Source organism: Rhodococcus sp. RS1C4 (genome assembly GCF_002258225.1).
GTDB lineage: Bacteria > Actinomycetota > Actinomycetes > Mycobacteriales > Mycobacteriaceae > Rhodococcoides > Rhodococcoides fascians_E.
This window is the reverse complement of sequence record NZ_NOXZ01000035.1, coordinates 66,364-83,874: the sequence shown is the minus strand read 5'-3', so window position 1 is coordinate 83,874 and position 17,511 is coordinate 66,364. Positions and strand designations below refer to the sequence as shown.

The 17,511-nt window shown below is 64.5% G+C and carries 20 protein-coding genes; 8 read left to right on the top strand and 12 right to left on the bottom strand.

All coding sequences use genetic code 11. The features are described 5' to 3' along the window. The first annotated feature begins 7 nt into the window (after positions 1 to 7). Together CH289_RS18420 and CH289_RS18415 are read left to right on the top strand one after the other, a co-directional pair. Positions 8 to 385 (top strand): ArsR/SmtB family transcription factor, encoded by a 378-nt coding sequence (locus tag CH289_RS18420; RefSeq protein ID WP_230595472.1) that lies wholly within the window; start codon positions 8 to 10, stop codon positions 383 to 385. Next, positions 382 to 867: an SRPBCC family protein gene (locus CH289_RS18415; protein WP_037138867.1), complete on the top strand. Its 486-nt coding sequence runs from the start codon at positions 382 to 384 to the stop codon at positions 865 to 867. Before CH289_RS18420 ends, CH289_RS18415 begins: the two co-directional genes overlap by 4 nt. Before the next feature lie 10 nt (positions 868 to 877). On the opposite strand, the gene CH289_RS18410 is transcribed toward CH289_RS18415, so the two are convergent. The 3 genes from CH289_RS18410 to CH289_RS18400 form a co-directional block, all read right to left on the bottom strand. Continuing rightward, the gene (locus tag CH289_RS18410; protein ID WP_094728346.1) at positions 878 to 1,237 is read right to left on the bottom strand and encodes a VOC family protein; all 360 of its coding nucleotides are present in this window, start codon (positions 1,235 to 1,237) and stop codon (positions 878 to 880) included. A gap of 19 nt (positions 1,238 to 1,256) precedes the next feature. Further along, positions 1,257 to 1,667: a VOC family protein gene (locus CH289_RS18405; protein ID WP_019666705.1), complete on the bottom strand. Its 411-nt coding sequence runs from the start codon at positions 1,665 to 1,667 to the stop codon at positions 1,257 to 1,259. A gap of 96 nt (positions 1,668 to 1,763) precedes the next feature. Next, complete coding sequence (locus tag CH289_RS18400; RefSeq protein ID WP_094728345.1) at positions 1,764 to 2,723, bottom strand: EamA family transporter; 960 nt, start codon at positions 2,721 to 2,723, stop codon at positions 1,764 to 1,766. A gap of 38 nt (positions 2,724 to 2,761) precedes the next feature. Between CH289_RS18400 and CH289_RS18395 the strand changes: the two genes are divergently transcribed. After that, positions 2,762 to 3,295: a CGNR zinc finger domain-containing protein gene (locus CH289_RS18395; protein ID WP_037182299.1), complete on the top strand. Its 534-nt coding sequence runs from the start codon at positions 2,762 to 2,764 to the stop codon at positions 3,293 to 3,295. Here the strand turns inward: CH289_RS18395 and CH289_RS18390 are convergent. From CH289_RS18390 to CH289_RS18380, 3 genes are all read right to left on the bottom strand, one after another. Beyond that, the gene (locus tag CH289_RS18390; protein WP_244164940.1) at positions 3,292 to 3,966 is read right to left on the bottom strand and encodes a DUF998 domain-containing protein; all 675 of its coding nucleotides are present in this window, start codon (positions 3,964 to 3,966) and stop codon (positions 3,292 to 3,294) included. The genes CH289_RS18395 and CH289_RS18390 overlap by 4 nt on opposite strands. Before the next feature lie 75 nt (positions 3,967 to 4,041). Next, complete coding sequence (locus CH289_RS18385; RefSeq protein ID WP_020112998.1) at positions 4,042 to 4,569, bottom strand: dihydrofolate reductase family protein; 528 nt, start codon at positions 4,567 to 4,569, stop codon at positions 4,042 to 4,044. Positions 4,570 to 4,623: 54 nt separating this feature from the next. Next, entirely contained in the window at positions 4,624 to 5,391 is a 768-nt protein-coding gene (locus tag CH289_RS18380) for an ankyrin repeat domain-containing protein (protein ID WP_094728344.1), read from the bottom strand. Between the two features lie 125 nt (positions 5,392 to 5,516). Between CH289_RS18380 and CH289_RS18375 the strand changes: the two genes are divergently transcribed. Further along, entirely contained in the window at positions 5,517 to 6,317 is an 801-nt protein-coding gene (locus CH289_RS18375; protein WP_033187830.1) for an acyl-CoA thioesterase, read from the top strand. A 4-nt stretch (positions 6,318 to 6,321) separates the two neighbouring features. Here CH289_RS18375 and CH289_RS18370 read toward each other — a convergent pair whose 3' ends face one another. The 5 genes from CH289_RS18370 to CH289_RS18350 form a co-directional block, all read right to left on the bottom strand. Continuing rightward, complete coding sequence (locus tag CH289_RS18370; RefSeq protein ID WP_094728343.1) at positions 6,322 to 7,374, bottom strand: SMP-30/gluconolactonase/LRE family protein; 1,053 nt, start codon at positions 7,372 to 7,374, stop codon at positions 6,322 to 6,324. A 46-nt stretch (positions 7,375 to 7,420) separates the two neighbouring features. Beyond that, positions 7,421 to 9,004, bottom strand: coding sequence for an ABC-F family ATP-binding cassette domain-containing protein (locus tag CH289_RS18365; RefSeq protein WP_094728342.1), 1,584 nt, complete (start codon positions 9,002 to 9,004; stop codon positions 7,421 to 7,423). A gap of 93 nt (positions 9,005 to 9,097) precedes the next feature. Continuing rightward, positions 9,098 to 9,949, bottom strand: coding sequence for a sugar phosphate isomerase/epimerase family protein (locus tag CH289_RS18360; protein ID WP_019666714.1), 852 nt, complete (start codon positions 9,947 to 9,949; stop codon positions 9,098 to 9,100). Next, positions 9,946 to 11,127, bottom strand: a complete 1,182-nt coding sequence (locus tag CH289_RS18355) for a dihydrodipicolinate synthase family protein (protein WP_094728341.1) — start codon at positions 11,125 to 11,127, stop codon at positions 9,946 to 9,948. The genes CH289_RS18360 and CH289_RS18355 overlap by 4 nt, the downstream gene beginning before the upstream one ends. Continuing rightward, complete coding sequence (locus tag CH289_RS18350; RefSeq protein WP_019666716.1) at positions 11,124 to 12,281, bottom strand: Gfo/Idh/MocA family protein; 1,158 nt, start codon at positions 12,279 to 12,281, stop codon at positions 11,124 to 11,126. Before CH289_RS18350 ends, CH289_RS18355 begins: the two co-directional genes overlap by 4 nt. A gap of 205 nt (positions 12,282 to 12,486) precedes the next feature. On the opposite strand from CH289_RS18350, the gene CH289_RS18345 reads away from it, so the two are divergent. The 4 genes from CH289_RS18345 to CH289_RS18330 all read left to right on the top strand — a co-directional run bounded on the left by CH289_RS18345 (position 12,487) and on the right by CH289_RS18330 (position 16,376). Further along, the gene (locus CH289_RS18345; RefSeq protein WP_037182292.1) at positions 12,487 to 13,512 is read left to right on the top strand and encodes a LacI family DNA-binding transcriptional regulator; all 1,026 of its coding nucleotides are present in this window, start codon (positions 12,487 to 12,489) and stop codon (positions 13,510 to 13,512) included. A gap of 114 nt (positions 13,513 to 13,626) precedes the next feature. Beyond that, complete coding sequence (locus CH289_RS18340) at positions 13,627 to 14,511, top strand: ABC transporter permease (RefSeq protein WP_094728340.1); 885 nt, start codon at positions 13,627 to 13,629, stop codon at positions 14,509 to 14,511. A 17-nt stretch (positions 14,512 to 14,528) separates the two neighbouring features. Continuing rightward, positions 14,529 to 15,557: an ABC transporter substrate-binding protein gene (locus CH289_RS18335; protein WP_019666719.1), complete on the top strand. Its 1,029-nt coding sequence runs from the start codon at positions 14,529 to 14,531 to the stop codon at positions 15,555 to 15,557. A 9-nt stretch (positions 15,558 to 15,566) separates the two neighbouring features. Next, positions 15,567 to 16,376, top strand: a complete 810-nt coding sequence (locus CH289_RS18330) for an ABC transporter ATP-binding protein (protein ID WP_033187835.1) — start codon at positions 15,567 to 15,569, stop codon at positions 16,374 to 16,376. Between the two features lie 54 nt (positions 16,377 to 16,430). Here CH289_RS18330 and CH289_RS18325 read toward each other — a convergent pair whose 3' ends face one another. Next, complete coding sequence (locus tag CH289_RS18325; RefSeq protein WP_020112988.1) at positions 16,431 to 17,480, bottom strand: zinc-dependent alcohol dehydrogenase; 1,050 nt, start codon at positions 17,478 to 17,480, stop codon at positions 16,431 to 16,433. Positions 17,481 to 17,511 lie beyond the last annotated feature (31 nt).

Sequence of the window (17,511 nt, the reverse complement as noted above, 5' to 3'; positions counted from 1 at the left end):
TTGACCGATGCCGCCCGACCGCCTAACGTACAACCAAATGGTTGTAGATGAAGTGAGCGATGCCGATCTCGACCGCCTCTTCCAGGCGTTCGCGGATACCACTCGGCGCGACATCGTGTCCAGGCTTCTACGGAACGAGCATTCGGTGTCCTCGCTCGCCGCTCACTACTCCATGAGTTTCGCGGCCGTGCAGAAGCACGTTGCGATTTTGGAACGCGCTTCGGTCGTGAGCAAAGAGAAGCGCGGACGGGAGCAGATCGTGCGAATTCATTTGGTAGGCATCGAAAGAGCACGAGCACTGCTGGCCGAGTACGAAACGATCTGGCGCCGACGCGTCGACCGGATCGCCGATATCCTCGCCGAAGACCAGGGAGAACCCTCATGAGCGTCATCAGCACAACACAGAACCCCGACCGACTGAACTTCACGATCGTCGCCGAGTTCGACGCGACAGTCGACCGGGTGTGGCAGATCTGGGCCGACCCTCGTCAGCTCGAACGCTGGTGGGGCCCACCGACCTGGCCCGCGACCTTCGACACCCTCGAGTTCGTCGAAGGTGGCAAGGCGCTCTATTACATGACCGGTCCCGACGGCGAGAAGGCCCGCGGTTGGTGGCGCATCACGTCACTGGACGCTCCGTCGAGCCTGTCGTTCGACGACGGTTTCGCCGACGACGACTGGAACCCCATCGACAACTTGGGCGTCACGAAGACCGCCGTCACGCTCGAGGACGTCGACGGACGTACCCGCATGACGACGGTCGCGACCTTCGTCAGTGCCGAGCAGATGAACACGCTCATCGAGATGGGCATGGAGGAAGGCATGAGCCTCGCCATGGGGCAGATCGACGCCGTGCTTGCTGGGTAGTGGCCGGAAACTACTGCGCCGCCCAGATTCCCAGTTCGTTTCCGCTCGGGTCGGTGAAGTGAAAGCGTCGACCTCCGGGGAATTCGTACGGCCCGTTGACCACTTCACCGCCGGCTGCGGTCACTGCGTCCAGTGACGCTTCCAGGTCGTCGGAGTAGAGCAGAACGAACGGGCCACCGGTCGGGCGTGGTTCGGTGGAGAGCGCGAGACCACCGACCTCGTCCCCGTCGGCGCCTTGGATTCCGGCGTACTCGGGCCCGTAATTGTTGAACCCCCAGCCGAATGCGCCGGCATAGAAGGCCTGGGCTGCGGCCAGGTCTGTCACTGTCAGTTCGATGTAGTTCAGTCGATGGTGCATGTTCTCGGCCATGTCGGCAGCCTACTTTCCGTCACGAACCTGCGATGTTGACCAGCCAGTTGATGCCGAATCTGTCGGTGAGCATGCCGAAGGTGTCACCCCACGGGGCCTTGTTCAGACCCATCGTGTTCTGTGCCCCGTCGGCCAGTGTGTTCCAGTATCCGGTCAGTTCGGCCTCGTCTTCGCCACTGAGCGAGACGGAGATGTTGTCGCCGACGTTCAGGTTCATGCTCGACGGCGTGTCCGCACCCATCAGAGTCAGACCGCTGGGCGAGACGAGTTGGCCGTGCATGATCTGGTCTTTCTCGGCCGGGTCGTCGCTCGCACCGAAGTCTGCGAACGTGTTGAGAGTGAGCTCGCCTCCGAACACGGAGTGGTAGAACTGCAGCGCCTCACGGGCGTCGCCGCGAAAGTTGAGATACGGATTCAGGCGGGTCGTCATGATGTCTCCTCGCGCTCGGTGCCGGCCACTTCGGGGTTCGACGACAATCCTAGGAGCCTGACCGCCGGCGGGGGCGTGTTCGGATATGTGCGGCATTCACGGGATACGCGGCTCACCCAGCTTGACCACGATGACTCCGATCAGGATGAGAACGCCGCCCGAGATCTGAACGAGCCGTGGCGTTTCACCGAGAAGCAGCCAGGCGAAGAGCAGAGCCGACACCACTTCCGTGAGTCCGACGAACGACGCGAGTCTCGACCCCAGCCTGCGAATGGCGGCGATTCCGCACACGTAGGCCAGCGCTGCCGTCACGATTCCCAGCCCGAGGACAGACCCCCACCAGGGCATGGTCGCGCCGGCGAGGACGACATCGTCGGTGTTCGCCGCGAAGGGAACCACTCCGAGCGCGCCTGCGACGAGCAGAATCGTTCCGCCGCACAGCAATCCGGCAGCGGCCAGCGTCAACGGGGGCAGCCCGTTTCCCTCGTCGGCGGACATGATCCAGTACACGGCCGCGCCCGCCATTGCTGCCAGCGCCCACAGGACCCCGAGGGGGTCCAACGGAGCACCGGACACGAGATCGAGCACCAGGAACAGGCCGACGGCGGCGACGGCAGCGCCACCGACCGTCACCAGCGTCGGGCGCTGCCCTCGCCGCAACCACATCCACCCGATGACTGCCACCGGAGAGGTGAATTCGATGAGCAGCGCCACCCCGACCGGCATGTAGTTCACCGCGTTGAAGAATGCCAACTGGCAACCGGCGACGGCGAACACGCCGTAGGCGAGGATGGTGCGCAGATTCTTCGACAGCAGTGCCCACCGTCCCCGTAGCGCGAACATGCCGGGAACCAGAAGGACGGCGGCAGCGATCATGATCCTGGCCGTGACGGCGGACCCAGCCGTCCACCCGGCGTCGAGCAGGCTCTTCGCCAGCGGCCCGGACAGCCCGAACGCAGCCGATGAGACAACCGCCAATCCCAGGCCCGAGGCCAGCCTGGATGGAGTGGCTGCCATCCCACCCAAAGGAGTTCCGTCATTGGTCAACGCCGTCATGGCTCATTACAGTAGGAACCGATTGGTAAGGTGTCAACATGGTCTTCACCGATGACACCGCAGGTGCGCTGGTGTCCGCCGTAGCCTTGGCCAACTCGGGCGAGGATCCCGACACACTCGTGACCCGGGACCAGCTGAAGGAGTTCTTCGCCCGACACCACTACACGGGACGTTTCGACGGCGACGCAGCCGAGCTCGATGCCGTCCGCGCCCTACGTCCGTCGTTGCGGACCTTGCTGACGAGCGACCGTGACACTGCGGTGGAGCTCGTCAACACGATCCTGGCCGACGCCTGCGCCTTGCCCCGACTGGTCCGCCACGGCGAGACCGACTGGCACCTGCACGCGGTCAGCGACGACAGTCCCCTTGCGCGACGCATCGCCGTCGAGACCGCGATGGCGATGATCGACGTCATCCGCGCCGACGAATTCTCTCGTCTGACCATCTGTGCAGCCGACTGCGAGGGCATCGTGCTCGACCTCTCGCGTAATCGATCGCGCAAGTTCTGCAGCACAGCGTGCGGTAACCGCACCGCCGTCGCGGCGTACCGGACGAGGCAGGCCGGAACTTAACGCTCGCGCACCCTGTTCGCCGACGCCGCCCGAACCCAGAGGGCCAGCGAGATGAGCGCCAGCACCTCGGCGACCACCAGGGCGCGCTCGACGTAACCCAGCGTGACGACCCGGTACCAGGGAGTCGTCGTGGTCGCGCCGACGACGAGCGCGTACAGGATGGGGAGCAACGTGGCCACCGACAGGAATGCCAGGCCGAGCGTCGACCGCGCTCGAACACCCCACCGCCCGTCGCGTAACCACGGCAGAGCGAAGGCGATCACGGCAATCGGCACGCTCACGAACGCCATTGCCGCACCGGCCCGGTGGATGGCACCGCCGAGCCCGAGTGTGGCGTCGTTGCTCCAATCCTGTTTGGGGACGGCGACAACGGCGACGAGGCCGACGGTCCACAGCGTCAGGGCGACCGCCGCTGTCGATCGTGGCCTGACCAACCCGGTGCGAACCGCAGCCACCAGCGTCGCAGCGGATCCCAGCGCAAGAAGCAGCACTCCTGCGGTGAAGACCCACTGCTGGGCGCCGAGGCCGTACTCACTGATGGTTCGACGCAGGTGGCTGGCATTGCTCGCCGCGGTGTGAATGTCCAGCACGAGCACGAGGATGGAACCGAGGATGATGGCGACGGCACCGGCCGAGGCGGGTCGCACGAGGCGCGGTATATCGATCGTCACCCGATCCACTGTGCCCGAAGAATCCGACTTCAGGCTCGTCACCGACGTGGAAGTCACAGAACCGCGCAGGCCGCATCAGCGAAGCACGCGGTACCAGTTCTCGACTTCACCGGGGATGCGTTCGAGGGTCACCCGTTCACCACCGGGGCGGTCGAAGAGACGCACACCGTCGCCGAGGAGAACCGGCGCCGTGAAGACCAGGATCTCGTCGAGCAGCCCTTCGTCGATGCACTGCCGGGCGACATCGGCACCCAGCACGTTGACATACTGCTCCCCCGCCGCAGCGGCAGCGCGTTCGACGGCTGCGTGCAGGTCGGTGGCGACCGAGACCCCGGGAATGGGATTCACCGGAGGTCGATGCGTCAGCAGCACGGTGGGGCCGTCGTACTGGCCACCGAACGCACCCTCGGCATCCGTGCCTCGATTGGGGTCGTCGCCGAAGAAGGTGACGGCTCCACACAGAATGGCCCCGATTCGGGACAGCAATCGATCCGCAGCCTCGTTCGGCTCCCCCACGTACTCGCTCAGCCAGGACATGTCCCCGCCTCTACCTGCGATGAATCCGTCGAGCGACATCGTCGCCGAATACAGCAGAGTTGCCATGACGTCGTACCTCTCTGGTCGGTTACATGGTGAGACTCGCCCCGAGCGGCGAAATCATCGGCCGGTCTCGACCGGAAATCCTCGGGCGCGCATCTCGTCGACCAGCTTCTCGCGCGAGGACAGGAAGTCGCGATTCATCACTGTGTCGTTCGTCCGGAACAGCGAGGGCAGGAACGTCTCACCGGTGTCGTTACGAAGACCGGCGTCGGCTCCGGCTCTTACGAGCCGCAGGCACATGTCGACGTTGTTCACGGCCGCCGCCGAGAACAACGGAGTCTGGCGACTCACTGTCTGACGGGTGTCGAGTGACGCCCCCGCGTCGATCAGCACGTCGAGCATGTCCTCGCGGCCGTACAGCGCGATGCCGTGAACGGCGTTGCCGCCGAAGCGGTCCGGTGAGTCGACGAGGGTTGCGTCCCAGTTCAGCAGCGCCTCCACGGATTCGATGTCGTCTCGCAGCACTGCATAGTTGAGGGCGTTGTAGCCACCGACGGTCTGGGCGCGGGCGTCGGCTCCGGCCTCCAGGAGAGTGGTCACCGTCGACGCCGAACCGAACTCGACCGCCCACAGCAAAGGTGTGATCGCTGCGCGTTTGGGGTCGTGGTCGTTGCTCGGCGACTCGATGTCTACGCCGTCCTCGACGAGGGAACGCACCTCGTCCAGGTTCCCCTTCTGCGCGGCGTCCAGCAGAGCGATGACCCGCGGATCGTCGAAGTACTTGTCCGCGTCCGCTCCGAAGAACCTGGACAGCGGCTCGAACGCACAACCGGAGAGGCAGAGAGCCACCAGCAGCGGGAGCGCCCATTTCGTGACCTTCGGCATGACCGGTCCTTTCGTTCGATGTCGAACGACTGTATGCGCGAGGGAACAGTGGGCGGATCGGTGAAACTACTCGAGTCCGGTACTATGACGCGCAGCATAGAACCGCCGATCAGAGCAGGGGAACGATGTCCGACGATCATCAGTTCGACGAGGCGATTGCGCTCGAGAGCATCAGTCCCGGGGTGTTCCTGGGCCGCACCTCGGCGCCATACAACAACATGGTCGGCCCGTTCGGTGGCGTGACGGCAGCAGCCTTCGTGCGCGCTGTCCGTCTGCATCCGGATCGTCTCGGCGACCCGATCTCGCTCACGATCAACTTCGCCGGCCCCATCGCCGAGGGCGAATTCGAGATCTCGACGCGCGCGGTGCGCACCAATCGATCGAACCAGCACTGGTACCTGGAATTGACCCAGGACGGCGTCGTTGCGACGACGGCAACCGCCGTCTTCGGCACTCGACGCGACACATGGGACGACGACGAAGCGACTCCCCCGGCCGTGCCTGCGCCGTCGGAGCTCGAGTCCGGCGGTTTCCCGGAGTTCATCGCGTGGGCGCGAAACTACGAAATGCGCTTCGCCGCAGGACCGTTGAGCGAGAACGAAGCCGCGGACTCCGCCATCGCCCTGTGGGTGAGGGACACCCCGGCACGCGCATTGGATTTCGAGTCACTGACGTCCATGTGCGACGTGTTCTACCCACGAGTCTTCCAGCGCCGCGGCAAGTACGTGCCCGCCGGCACCATCTCGCTCACCATCCACTACTTCGCGACGGCCGACGATCTTGCTGTGCAGTCGGATTCGTTCGTTCTCGCGAACGCCGCAGCCCGACGGTTCCACAAGGGGTACTTCGATCAGTCGGCCGAACTGTGGAGCAGCGACGAGAAGCTACTGGCGACAAGCCATCAGGTGGTCTACTACAAGGACTGAGCGCCTATTCTCGAATGGAGCTGACGGTGAAGGGCTCCACCGGATCTCCTCCCCGCTTGTCGAACTGACTGTTCACCACGAGCAGGCGATCGTCCGTGGCAGCGACGGTCGTCGGGTAGGCGAAGGATCCGTCGGTGATCTCTCCGACGACTCGGCCGGACCTACCGTCGTCGGACAGATCCACCCGTGAGATGAGTCCGTCGCGATTGCGGACGACGTAGAGCGTGTCGTCGTCGAGCTCGAGTCCGTCGGCGTTCACGAGAGTCCGACCGCCGAGATCGACCTGGGTGACTTCCTTCGACCGTCCGTCGACTCGGTACAGGTTTCCGGTGGACGACTGCGCGACGACCAGCGCGCCGTCGTCGACCTCCACAATGCCGTTGGCGTTGAAACCCTCGCCGTACTGGAACGGGGTGCCGTCGAAGTCGACGAAGGTTTCGAGCGGACCGTCCTGAGCTCCGTCGCGCACCTGCACTGCCGGAATGCGGAACAGCGCGGGGCTGCGCGAATCGGTGACGAACACGTCGCCGTTGTCGGCGATCGCGACGTCGTTCAGGAATGTCGCGTCCTCGCCGAGGCCGTTGGTGAACGTGCCGACGAGGGCACCGGACACACTGTCGTAGACCCAGACCTTGCCGGTGGGTCCCCCTGCGATGACGAGCCGGTTCACGTCGTCGACGTCGTTGTCGTTGTTGTCGTCGTCGTCGCCGTCGGAGACGTCGAGGCCCGCCGCGGCGGTTCGCCCGTCTGCACCGCCGGGCAGGAACACCTGCAGCTCAGGGGTGCCCAGCGTTCCCCGGAACACCGTTCCGTCACCCGTCGACGTCACGTAGAACGTCTCGTCGTCGGCGGCGATGCCTTCGGGAAACACATCCGTTCCCGGCAGGGTGTAGATATCGGCGTTCGACGGAGAAGGTGTCGATGCCGACGACGCCGGCGCCTGAGACGAGGACGTGGCGTCAGGCGCTGCGGCCGGTGTCGGATCGGAGGATCCGCATGCCGCCGCAAGCGCGGTGACTGCAGCAAGGGCAGGAATCACGAAGGGGGCGCGTTTCACCCTGCCGAGTGTTCCATATGTCCGAAATATTGGCTGCCGTCCCACGTCACAGCGGCATCTGCACCCCGGCAGTTTCGGCGACGCCGCCCTGGCCGTCGAAGGACAGTTGCCGCACGGCCACTTTTTCGACGAAGAACCGGTCGTGGCTGACGAGGATCACGGCGCCGGGGAAGGCGATGAGGGCGCGTTCGAGCACTTGTGTACTGGCCAGGTCCAGGTGGTTGGTGGGCTCGTCGAGGACGATGACGCCTGCTCCGAACAACAGGCACTGTGCCAAAGCGACACGTGCTTTCTGCCCGCCGGACAGGACGCCGATGCGCGTCTTGAGATCGAGTTCCGAGAATTGGAGCAAGGTCAGGAAGCGATTTACTTCCTTCTTCGTGGCGGTGAATGCCAGGCTGCCGGGCATGGCGTTCACTGCGTGCGTGACGGTGTCGTCGGGGTCCAGGTCCGCGAGTACCTTGTTGTAGTAGATGAACGACGGCGCTTTGGTCTTCCACTTGACCTTGCCGGCGTCGGGTTGCTGTGCGCCGGTGAGGATGTCGACGAGAGTTGTCTTTCCGCATCCGTTGGGGCCGGTGATCGCGATCCGGTCTCCTCGGTGAATCTCGAAGGACACGTCGGAGAAAAGATCCTGATCACCATGGCGTTTGGAGATCCCGGCTATTTCCGCCAGGTTGTCGTGGACGTGCAGGCCCCCGTAGATGGCGGTGACCACGGTGTCGACGGGTCGAGGATTCTTGGCCTTCTTGATGTTCGCGAGCCTGCGCTTGAGGACGCCGCTCGGGTTCTTCAGTGCTTCTTTTCTATCGGAGATGGCTTCCTGTTCGTACGCCAGCAACTGCTGTTCGCTACTGAATTCTCGTTCGAGGTTCTTCAGCCGGAACTGCTTCTGCACAACGTATTCCGAGTACGAACCGTCGTACGTCTGCAGGTGATGGTTCTCGATCTCGACGATGCTGGTGACCACCTGCTCGAGGAAGTGCCGGTCGTGCGACACCACCAGCAGGGCTCCGCGGAAGTCTCGCAGCCAGCGTTCGAGCCACGCGATGCCTGCGACGTCGAGGAAGTTGGTGGGCTCGTCGAGCAACAGTACGTCCGGCGCTTCGAGCAGAATCTTCGCGAGCGCGGCGCGGTTTCTCCAGCCGCCGGACAACTTGCCGACGGGAAGATCCCGACGGTCGGCGTTGAACCCGAGCATGGACAGCACGGTGTCGATCTGTTGGTGGTAGGTCCAGCCACCGCTGCTGTCCATCGCCTCGAGCAACTCGGCCTGGCGATCGACCAGCTTGTACATCTGCTTCTCGTCCAGATCGCCACCCAACGATGCCTCGACCTCGGCGAGCTCGGATTCGATCGCATGCACTGCCGTGAAGAGCGACTCCAGCTCGGCTTGGATGCTGCGCTCACCGTCGAGTTCCGAGAACTGGGAGAAGTACCCGATGCGGGCACCGTCGGTGACGTCGACGATTCCGGAATCCGGCTGCTCACGCCCCAACAGCAGCTGCAGCAGGGTCGTCTTGCCGGTGCCGTTGCGTCCGATCAGGCCGATCCTGTCGCCGTCGGCGAGCTTGAAGAACACCTCGCGAAGCATCACCTTGCCGTCGTATCCCTTGGCGACGTCGTTCATGCGGATCCAACTCAAACGAAACAGCTCCTACTAGGGATGTGACCGGGTATCGCCGACAACTGTAGGCCAGGTTGCGGCGATCCCCGTCCACGCTCATCCCACGAGAGCCGGTAGCACCAGGTCGCGGTAGCGCTGTTTCATCGTGTCGACGACCAGGTCGCAGTCGGTGTCCCAGACTGCGGTGTTGAAGATCTCGACTTCGACGTCGCCGCGATAGCCTGCCTCGCGTACCCAGGTGCCGATGGTCGTGAAGTCGATGACGCCGTCCCCCATCATTCCGCGGGAGAGCAGTGGGTCCGCTTCCATCGGAACCAGCCAGTCGCACACCTGGTAGGAGCTGATGCGGCCGCGTCGTCCCGCGGTGCGGATCAGCTCTTCCAGGTTTGGATCCCACCAGATGTGGAAGGTGTCGACGACGACGCCGACGGTCTCGGCCGGGTGGGGTTCGGCCATGGACAGTGCCTGTCCCAGAGTGGAGATGACGGCGCGGTCGGCAACGTACATCGGATGCAGCGGTTCGAGTGCGATTCGTACTCCCCGCTCGCGGGCGTAGGGAACCAACTGGGCCAAGCGATCTTCGACGCGGGCGCGGGCGCCGATCAGGTCCTTGTCCGGGATTCCTCCCATCACCATGACCAGTTCCGGCGCTCCGAGTTCTGCAGCCTCGTCGAGTGCACGGCGGTTGTCGTCGAGCCCGTCGTCGTCGAGGGCGGTCAGAAATCCGCCTCGGCACAGGCTCGATACGCGCAGGCCTGCGTCGGACACCAGCTTTGCAGCCTGCGCCACACCGACTTCGTGTACGCGGTCTCGCCATGGGCCGACGGCGCCGAGCCCGGCGCGGGCGGCGCCGTCGACTGCTTCCTTCAAGGTCCACCTGTTGACCGTCTTGGTGTTCAACGACAATGCAGCGTAGGGGTTGTCGAGGTCGTAGCAGGCAAGCGTCACGACGTGACTCCGTTCAGTTCCAGGAACAGCTCCATTCGGTGCACGGCCAACGCGGGATCGTCGAGCAGACCTGCTCTGTCGGCCAGGACGAACAACTGCGTCAGATGTTCGACGCTTCGGCCCGACGCCAAGCCCCCGACCATCGAGAACCCCGGTTGTTTTCCGCGCAGCCAGGACAGGAAGGCGATACCGGTCTTGTAGTAATAGGTGGGCGCGGAGAAGATATGGCGTCCCAGCTCTTGCGTCGAGCGCAGGATCTCCTCTGCACGTACGGTATTGCCGCGGTCGAGTTCCTGCAGGGCCGTCGACGCCGCGGGGTAGATGCCGGCGAAGATGCCGAGCAAAGCGTCGGAGTGGCCGTGCTCGTCGCCGATGATCAACTCCGGGTAGTTGAAGTCGTCTCCGGTGTACAACCGCACGCCCGACGGTAGTGCTCGGCGCAAGGCGATCTCGTGCTGTGCGTCGAGCAGGGAGACCTTGACGCCGTCGACCTTGTCCGCGTGCTCGTCGACGAGTCCGCGGAACACCGAGGTGGCCTCGTCGATGTCGACGCTTCCCCAGTAACCGGCGAGTGCCGGGTCGAACATGGTGCCCAGCCAGTGCAGGATGACGGGCCGATCGACTTCGCGAAGCAACGTCGAGTAGACGTAGCGGTAGTCGTCCGGTGACGCCGCGACCTTGGCGAGAGCGCGCGAGGCCATGACGATGACGTTGGCACCTGCTTCGGTGACGACGGCGATCTGCTCACGGTAGGCGCCCAGGACCATCTCGAGCCCGGCTGGACCCGTCGGCACGGCGTCGAGGTCCAGTTGGTCCGTTCCGGCACCACAGGCCAGCAGTCCCCCGACCCGTGCCGCTTCCGCACCCGAACGCCTGATCAGCTCCGCGGTCGCGGCCCAGTCCAACCCCATCCCGCGCTGGGCTGTGTCCATGGCGTCGGCGACGCCGAGTCCGTAGGACCAGAGTTCGCGACGGTAGGCAAGCGTTGCGTCCCAGTCGATGTCCGCGAGTGCGCCGGGCGTGTTGTCTCCGGTCGCACGCGGGACGACGTGCGCGGCGGCGTAGACGATGCGCGAGGTGATCGGGCTCGTCGGCCGTGTCCACTCCCCTGGCTCTCCCAGCGTGTGAATGCCTCTGCCCGGCAATGCTATCGCCACACGCTGATCGACCGCGGTCACAGCGTGATCTCCGGAACGTCGAGTCGGCGGCCTTCGGCGGAGCTGCGGAGACCGAGCTCGGCCAGTTGCACTCCCCGAGCGGCGGAGAGCAATCCGTACCGGTGTGGTCGCTCGGCGATCACGTCACGGAGGAATTCTTCCCACTGCAGCTTGAAGCCGTTGTCGAGCTCCGCGTTCGCGGGTACGTCGAGCCACTGCTCGCGGAACGGTTCCGTCACCGGGAGATCCGGGTTCCACACGGGCTTCGGTGTGTGGGATCGGTGCTGGGCGACGCATGTGCGCAGCCCGGCGACTGCGGAGCCGTGCGTGCCGTCGACCTGGAATTCGACGAGTTCGTCGCGGAACACCCGCACCGCCCACGACGAATTGATCTGGGCGACGACGCCGTTCTCGAGCTCGAAGATGCCGTAGGCGGAATCGTCGGCGGTCGCTGTGTATTCGCGCCCCTGCTCGTCCCAGCGTGTCGGGATGTGGGTCGACGCTTTGGCGGTGACGGTCTCGACCTTGCCGAGGATGCCTTCGAGAACGTAGTTCCAGTGGCAGAACATGTCGATGATGATGCCGCCGCCGTCCTCGGAGCGGTAGTTCCAGCTGGGACGCTGCGCCGGCTGACCGTCGCCTTCGAAGACCCAGTAGCCGAATTCGCCTCGCAGCGAGAGAATTCGACCGAAGAATCCCTCGTCGACCAGTCTCTTGAGCTTCACCAACCCTGGCAGGTAGAGCTTGTCGTGCACGACTCCTGCGGTGACGGAGGCGTTCTCGGCGATGCGGGCCAGTTCGATCGCTTCGGTGAGGGTCTCTGCGGTCGGCTTCTCGGTGAAGATGTGCTTGCCCGCCTTCATCGCCGACGCCAGTGCTTCGGCCCGTCGCGAGGTCACCTGGGCGTCGAAGTAGATGTCGATGCTCTGATCGTCGATGACGGATGCGGCGTCGGTGCTGTATTCCGTGATGCCGTGCAGTGCGGCGAGTTCCTGCAGCTTGGCTTCGTTGCGACCGACGAGGATCGGCTCGACCTGGACGCGTGAGCCGTCGGCGAGAAGGACGCCGCCTTCCTCGCGAATGGGGAGGATCGAACGCAGGAGGTGCTGACGGTAACCCATGCGGCCGGTGACACCGTTCATGGCGATACGCAGGGTACGAGTGGGGTTGGGCATAGCAGTTGCCTGTTCTTCAGGAGGGACGTCGAGGTGTTCACGGACGTTCAGGGCTGGGGACGGGCTGAGCCGTCGGGAAGGGTTCCAGAAACGGTGTGGCGGAAAGTTCCACACGCGTCGAGCGAACAAGTCAGCTTCGGAATGCGCTTTCCAAGCTATGCTGTCCACGTCGGTTGGTCAAGCGGCAACTCGAGGAGAATCGATCATGGCGGCAGTCAGACTGCAGGACGTGGCCGCGGCGGCCGGGGTTTCCCAGGCCACTGCGTCGAGAGTCCTCAACGGTTCCTCGCGAATCCCGGGAGAAGGCGTCGCAGACCGGGTTCGCGCAGCCGCGGCAGACCTCGGCTATGTGGCGAATGCCCAGGCCCAGGCGCTCGCGCGGTCCTCCACCGGCCTGATCGGGCTGGTGGTCCACGACGTTGCGGATCCGTACTTCTCCTCGATCGTGCGCGGAGTGCAGAACGAGGCGCGCGCAGCCGGCAAGCTGGTCCTCCTGGCCAGCACAGAGCGCGATTTCGACATCGAACGCCAGTCGGTCAGCACCTTCATCTCGCACCGCGCCGACGCCATCATTCTGGCCGGCTCGCGTCAGAGCGGTGACCTGGATCGAGATCTGGAGAAGGAATTCGCTGCGTATCGAAAGAACGACGGAAAAGTGGTGGTCATCGGGCAACCGCTACCGTTCGGCGCGGCCGTCGAACCGGAGAACTTCGTGGCGTCAGCGGCACTCGCCGAGGCATTGATCGGCGAGGGTCACCGACGGTTCGCGATCATCGGCGGGCCCGGCAACATCCGCACGTCGGTGGACCGGCGAAACGGTTTCGTCGACGCCCTGGCCAGGCACGGTTTGGCCCCGGAAATCGAAGTGGCGGGCGACTTCTCACGGGACGGCGGTTTCAGCGCTGCCCGACGCCTCGCCGCGGCGCTGGAATTGCATCCCGGCTCCGAGACCGCGCCGCCCTGCGTCTTCGCCGTCACGGACGTGATGGCGATCGGCGCCATTGCGGCGTGGCGCAGCCAGGGCCTTCGCGTGCCCGACGATATCTGCGTCGCGGGTTTCGACGACATCCCGACGCTGCGGGATCACTTTCCGAGCCTGACGACCGTCGCCCTGTCGCTCGTGGAGATCGGTGAGCGTGCGGTGAAGCTCGCTCTCGACGGGGAGCAAAACACGCACGAGTACGCCCCCGGCACCGTCGTGTTGCGTGCGAGCAGCGCTCTGACCAGGTGAACTTTAAGAACTCTTGACAGTGTGGGCGCGGTCACACTACATTCGCTTCAGCTTCGGAAAGCGCATTCCAGCGGGAGCGTCGTAGCCCGCCCACTACTAGCTCGAGGACTTCTCATGGCGGTAACAACGTCGGTCGAGATCCGTTCCGCTGAGCCGTCGGCAACACACCCTGCGCCGACGGATCATCGACGGAGCTTCAAGAACATTCTGCCCTCCTTCCGAAACACGTGGTCCGGACTGTGGCGCCCGCTCGCGCTCGTGGCCGTACTGGTAGCTGCATGGTGGGCGGTGACCGAGTCGGAACTCGTCGCGCCCTACATCCTCCCGTCGCCCAGCGACACCTGGTCGACAATGGCGGACAATGCCTCGTACCTCGCCGGGCACACCTGGGTCACCACGTACGAGACCATCGCCGGATTCGTGATCGCCGCGCTCGTCGGCGAAGCTGTTGCGGTGCTGATGATCTACTCGTCGAGCATCGAGAAGACGATGTATCCGCTCATCCTCTTCGCTCAGGTCATTCCCAAGATCGCCATCGCACCACTGTTCGTCGTGTGGCTCGGATTCGGAGCCAGCCCCAAGATCCTCGTCGCCGTGTTGATGGCGTTCTTCCCCATCGTCATCGCCGGCATGGCCGGACTGCGTTCGGTGGACCCCGAGATCCTCGAACTCACCTCCACGATGGGCGCCAGCAAATGGAAGACCTTCGGCAAGGTCCGGTTCCCGGCATCGTTGCCGCAGTTGATGTCCGGACTGAAGATCGCCGCGACACTCGCCGTCACCGGAGCGGTCGTCGGTGAATTCGTCGGAGCCAACGAAGGACTCGGCTACGTCATCCTCCAGGCGAACGGAAACATCGACACCGCAATGTTGTTCGCGGCGCTGATCATCATGTCCGCCCTCGGCATCATCCTCTTCATGATCATCGAGATCGCAGAGAAGTTCCTCATCCCCTGGCACGCGTCGCGTCGATCCACTGCATCCGCGTCCGCCGTCTGACACATCGGAGAAATCGAATGAAACTCGGAAAACTCGTCATCGCGGCGGCCGCCGCATCGTCCCTCGTACTCGCCGGTTGCAGCGGAGGCGGCGCCGAGGAGAAGGCTCCCGGCACCGACGGTGAAACCACGGCGACATCACTGATGCTCAACTGGTACCCCTACGGCGAGCACGCCCCGTTCTACTACGGCGTCCAGGAGGGGATCTTCGCCAAGCACGGCATCGATCTGACCATCACCGCCGGCCAGGGCTCGACCAAGACCGCGCAGGCAGCGGGATCCAACCAGACCGACTTCGGCTGGGCCGACTCCGCGGCCGTCCTGTCCAACATCGACAAGGGCGTACAGATCAAGAGCGTGGGTGTCTTCCTGCAGACCACCCCCTCGGCCGTCCAGGTCTACGCCGACGGCCCCATCCAGACCACGGCCGACCTCGCCGGCAAGACCATCGCAGTCTCCGCGGGCGATGCGCCGACGACCACGTTCCCCATCTATCTCGATGCCGTCGGCGTCGAGGAGAGTTCGGTGTCCCAGCAGAGCCTCGACTCCGCAGGCAAGGTTGCCGCCATGTTGTCCGGCCAGGTGGACGGTTTGATCGGCTTCGCACACGATCAGGGCCCCAACATCGCGAACAAGAGTGGCCGCGAGATGCGGTACCTGAAGTACTCCGACGCGGGCCTGAACTTCTTCAGCAACGGTCTCATCGCCAACGAGTCGACCATCGAACGCTCCCCTGAGTTGGTCCAGGCCATGGTCGACGCCACCACCGAGTCCTTCGAAGCCGCCATCGCCAACCCCGAGGCGGCAGTGGCCTCCATGGTCGGCAAGGACCCGCAGACCCCGCCCGAGTCGGTATTGCTGCAGCAGTGGCAGGAAACCATCCCGCTGCTCACCACCCCCAACACCGAAGGCAACGCGCCGGGCGTCAACTCCGAAGAGGACTGGGTGTCCACGATCACCGTTCTCTCCGACGCCGGCCTCCTCGAGAGCGCCGACGAGCCGTCGAAGTACTGGGATTCCACCTTCACCACGACCACCGAGCAGTGAGGTAAGGACATGACCGCCACATTCGATCGACCGAAAACCGTCCTGACCGACACCGCAGTGGCCGTCGACGACCTGAGCGTCCGCTTCTCCTCCAAACGAGGTGACGTGACAGCGCTCAGCGATGTCGACCTCACGGTAGGAGAAGGAGAGTTCGTCTCCATCGCCGGACCGTCGGGATGCGGCAAATCGACGCTGCTGAAAGTTGTTGCCGGACTGACCAATGCGAGTTCCGGCAGTGTGAGCCTGCGCGGCAAGCAGGTGAAGGGGCCGCAGCGGGGCATCGGTTACGTGTTCCAGCGCGCCGCACTTCTGGAATGGCGGACCGTCCGCAAGAACATCCTGCTGCAGGGCGAGATGCGTGGCATGAACCGCAAGCAGACAGCCGCGAAAGCCGACCAGCTGATCGAGATGACCGGCCTCAGTGGTTTCGAGAACGCACTCCCCCACGAACTGTCCGGCGGTATGCAGCAACGAGTCTCGCTGTGCCGCGCCCTGCTGCACGAGCCCGAAGTGTTGCTGATGGACGAACCGTTCGGCGCTCTCGACGCTCTCACCCGAGAGAAGATGAACGTCGAGTTGCATCGCATCTGGCGCGAAACCGGAACGACGGTGATGCTGGTGACACACTCCGTGGCCGAGGCCGTGTACCTGGCCAATCGGGTCGTCGTGATGAGCCCGCGACCCGGCCGGATCGTCGAAATCCTCGACGTCGACCTCCCTGTCGAGCGAGATTACAGCTCCACCATGGAACAGCCGGAGTTCATCACCGTCGCCAATCGGGTTCGCGACCTCCTGGGCGCGACGACGAACGCCGACTGACCCTAGGTGAGTGGAAATGTGTCCTGGAGGACACATTTCCACTCACACAAGGCGCTAGCGGCGAGGATCGACCAAGACCTTCGCGTGGGTGCTCTGTCCCGAATCCAGCTCGACGAACATGTCGGTCAACTCCCCGAGCCCGATCGTGCCGGTGTGCAGAGACGCGACATCGAGTCGCTTCTCGGCGATCGCGGTCATCGACCCGACGAAGTCCTCGTGGGAGTACGCCAGCGATCCGATGACCGTGAGCTCGCGACTCTGCCAGTCGCCGTAGCTCACCTGCGAGTCCGTTCCCGGGTAGCCCAGCAGCGACAGCACTCCACCCCGACGAACCAACTGTGCCGACGGCTGGAGAAGACTTGCCACTCCGGTGCATTCGAAGAGAACGTCGGCACCGAGTCCGTTGGTTGCTCCGCGCAGCACGCGATCGAGGTCGGCCGGTTCCACCACGTCGGTGAACCCGAGCCGCGTCGCCTGCTCGCGGCGATGCGGTGACGGTTCGGAGACGATCACCCGGCCGGCACCGGCGTTGCGGGCGTGCTGCGCCGTGAGCAAGCCGATGGGCCCGGCTCCCTGCACCACCACGGTCGATCCGAGCGTCATGGCGGTCCGCTTCACTGCATGGAAAGTCACGGTCGCCGGTTCCACGAGTGCGGCTTCCTCGTCCGTGAGCGCGTCGGGCACCGCGACCACGCGACGGGCCGAGACGGTCAGCGTGGTGCCGAATCCGCCGTGCACCGGTGCGTCGTCGGTGATTCCGTTGGCCTCGGCGAACGCCAAATCACAGTGCGCTGCGTGTCCTGCCGTGCACTGAGGGCACCGCCCGCATGCTGGGCCCACTCCGCCGACGACCCGCTGCCCGACAGCAACGGTCGTGACGTCCTTGCCGATCGCGGAGACCGTTCCGGTCCACTCGTGGCCGAACACAGCCGGGGGCAGGGCAGCCGACGAGTACCCGTGGGTGTCGGTCGCGCAGATCCCGCAGTACCTGATGTCCACGACCACGCCGTCGTCCGCCGGCTCGGGTGCGCGTGCCTCGTCCACGGTCTCCGCTTGGTGCGGAGCAACGACATGGACGTAACGCTGGGCTTCCAACACGGACATGATGGTTACTTCCTTTGTAGATACTTCATAA

What these genes read in the sequence shown, in the direction of transcription:
- CH289_RS18340 (WP_094728340.1), top strand. Translation starts at nt 13,627, where the DNA reads ATGGCGGTAACAACGTCGGTCGAGATCCGTTCCGCTGAGCCGTCGGCA.
- CH289_RS18385 (WP_020112998.1), bottom strand. Translation starts at nt 4,569, where the DNA reads ATGGCAACTCTGCTGTATTCGGCGACGATGTCGCTCGACGGATTCATC.
- CH289_RS18380 (WP_094728344.1), bottom strand. Translation starts at nt 5,391, where the DNA reads ATGCCGAAGGTCACGAAATGGGCGCTCCCGCTGCTGGTGGCTCTCTGC.
- CH289_RS18325 (WP_020112988.1), bottom strand. Translation starts at nt 17,480, where the DNA reads ATGTCCGTGTTGGAAGCCCAGCGTTACGTCCATGTCGTTGCTCCGCAC.
- CH289_RS18405 (WP_019666705.1), bottom strand. Translation starts at nt 1,667, where the DNA reads ATGACGACCCGCCTGAATCCGTATCTCAACTTTCGCGGCGACGCCCGT.
- CH289_RS18330 (WP_033187835.1), top strand. Translation starts at nt 15,567, where the DNA reads ATGACCGCCACATTCGATCGACCGAAAACCGTCCTGACCGACACCGCA.
- CH289_RS18365 (WP_094728342.1), bottom strand. Translation starts at nt 9,004, where the DNA reads ATGAACGACGTCGCCAAGGGATACGACGGCAAGGTGATGCTTCGCGAG.
- CH289_RS18395 (WP_037182299.1), top strand. Translation starts at nt 2,762, where the DNA reads ATGGTCTTCACCGATGACACCGCAGGTGCGCTGGTGTCCGCCGTAGCC.
- CH289_RS18350 (WP_019666716.1), bottom strand. Translation starts at nt 12,281, where the DNA reads ATGCCCAACCCCACTCGTACCCTGCGTATCGCCATGAACGGTGTCACC.
- CH289_RS18415 (WP_037138867.1), top strand. Translation starts at nt 382, where the DNA reads ATGAGCGTCATCAGCACAACACAGAACCCCGACCGACTGAACTTCACG.
- CH289_RS18335 (WP_019666719.1), top strand. Translation starts at nt 14,529, where the DNA reads ATGAAACTCGGAAAACTCGTCATCGCGGCGGCCGCCGCATCGTCCCTC.
- CH289_RS18345 (WP_037182292.1), top strand. Translation starts at nt 12,487, where the DNA reads ATGGCGGCAGTCAGACTGCAGGACGTGGCCGCGGCGGCCGGGGTTTCC.
- CH289_RS18375 (WP_033187830.1), top strand. Translation starts at nt 5,517, where the DNA reads ATGTCCGACGATCATCAGTTCGACGAGGCGATTGCGCTCGAGAGCATC.
- CH289_RS18410 (WP_094728346.1), bottom strand. Translation starts at nt 1,237, where the DNA reads ATGGCCGAGAACATGCACCATCGACTGAACTACATCGAACTGACAGTG.
- CH289_RS18400 (WP_094728345.1), bottom strand. Translation starts at nt 2,723, where the DNA reads ATGACGGCGTTGACCAATGACGGAACTCCTTTGGGTGGGATGGCAGCC.
- CH289_RS18420 (WP_230595472.1), top strand. Translation starts at nt 8, where the DNA reads ATGCCGCCCGACCGCCTAACGTACAACCAAATGGTTGTAGATGAAGTG.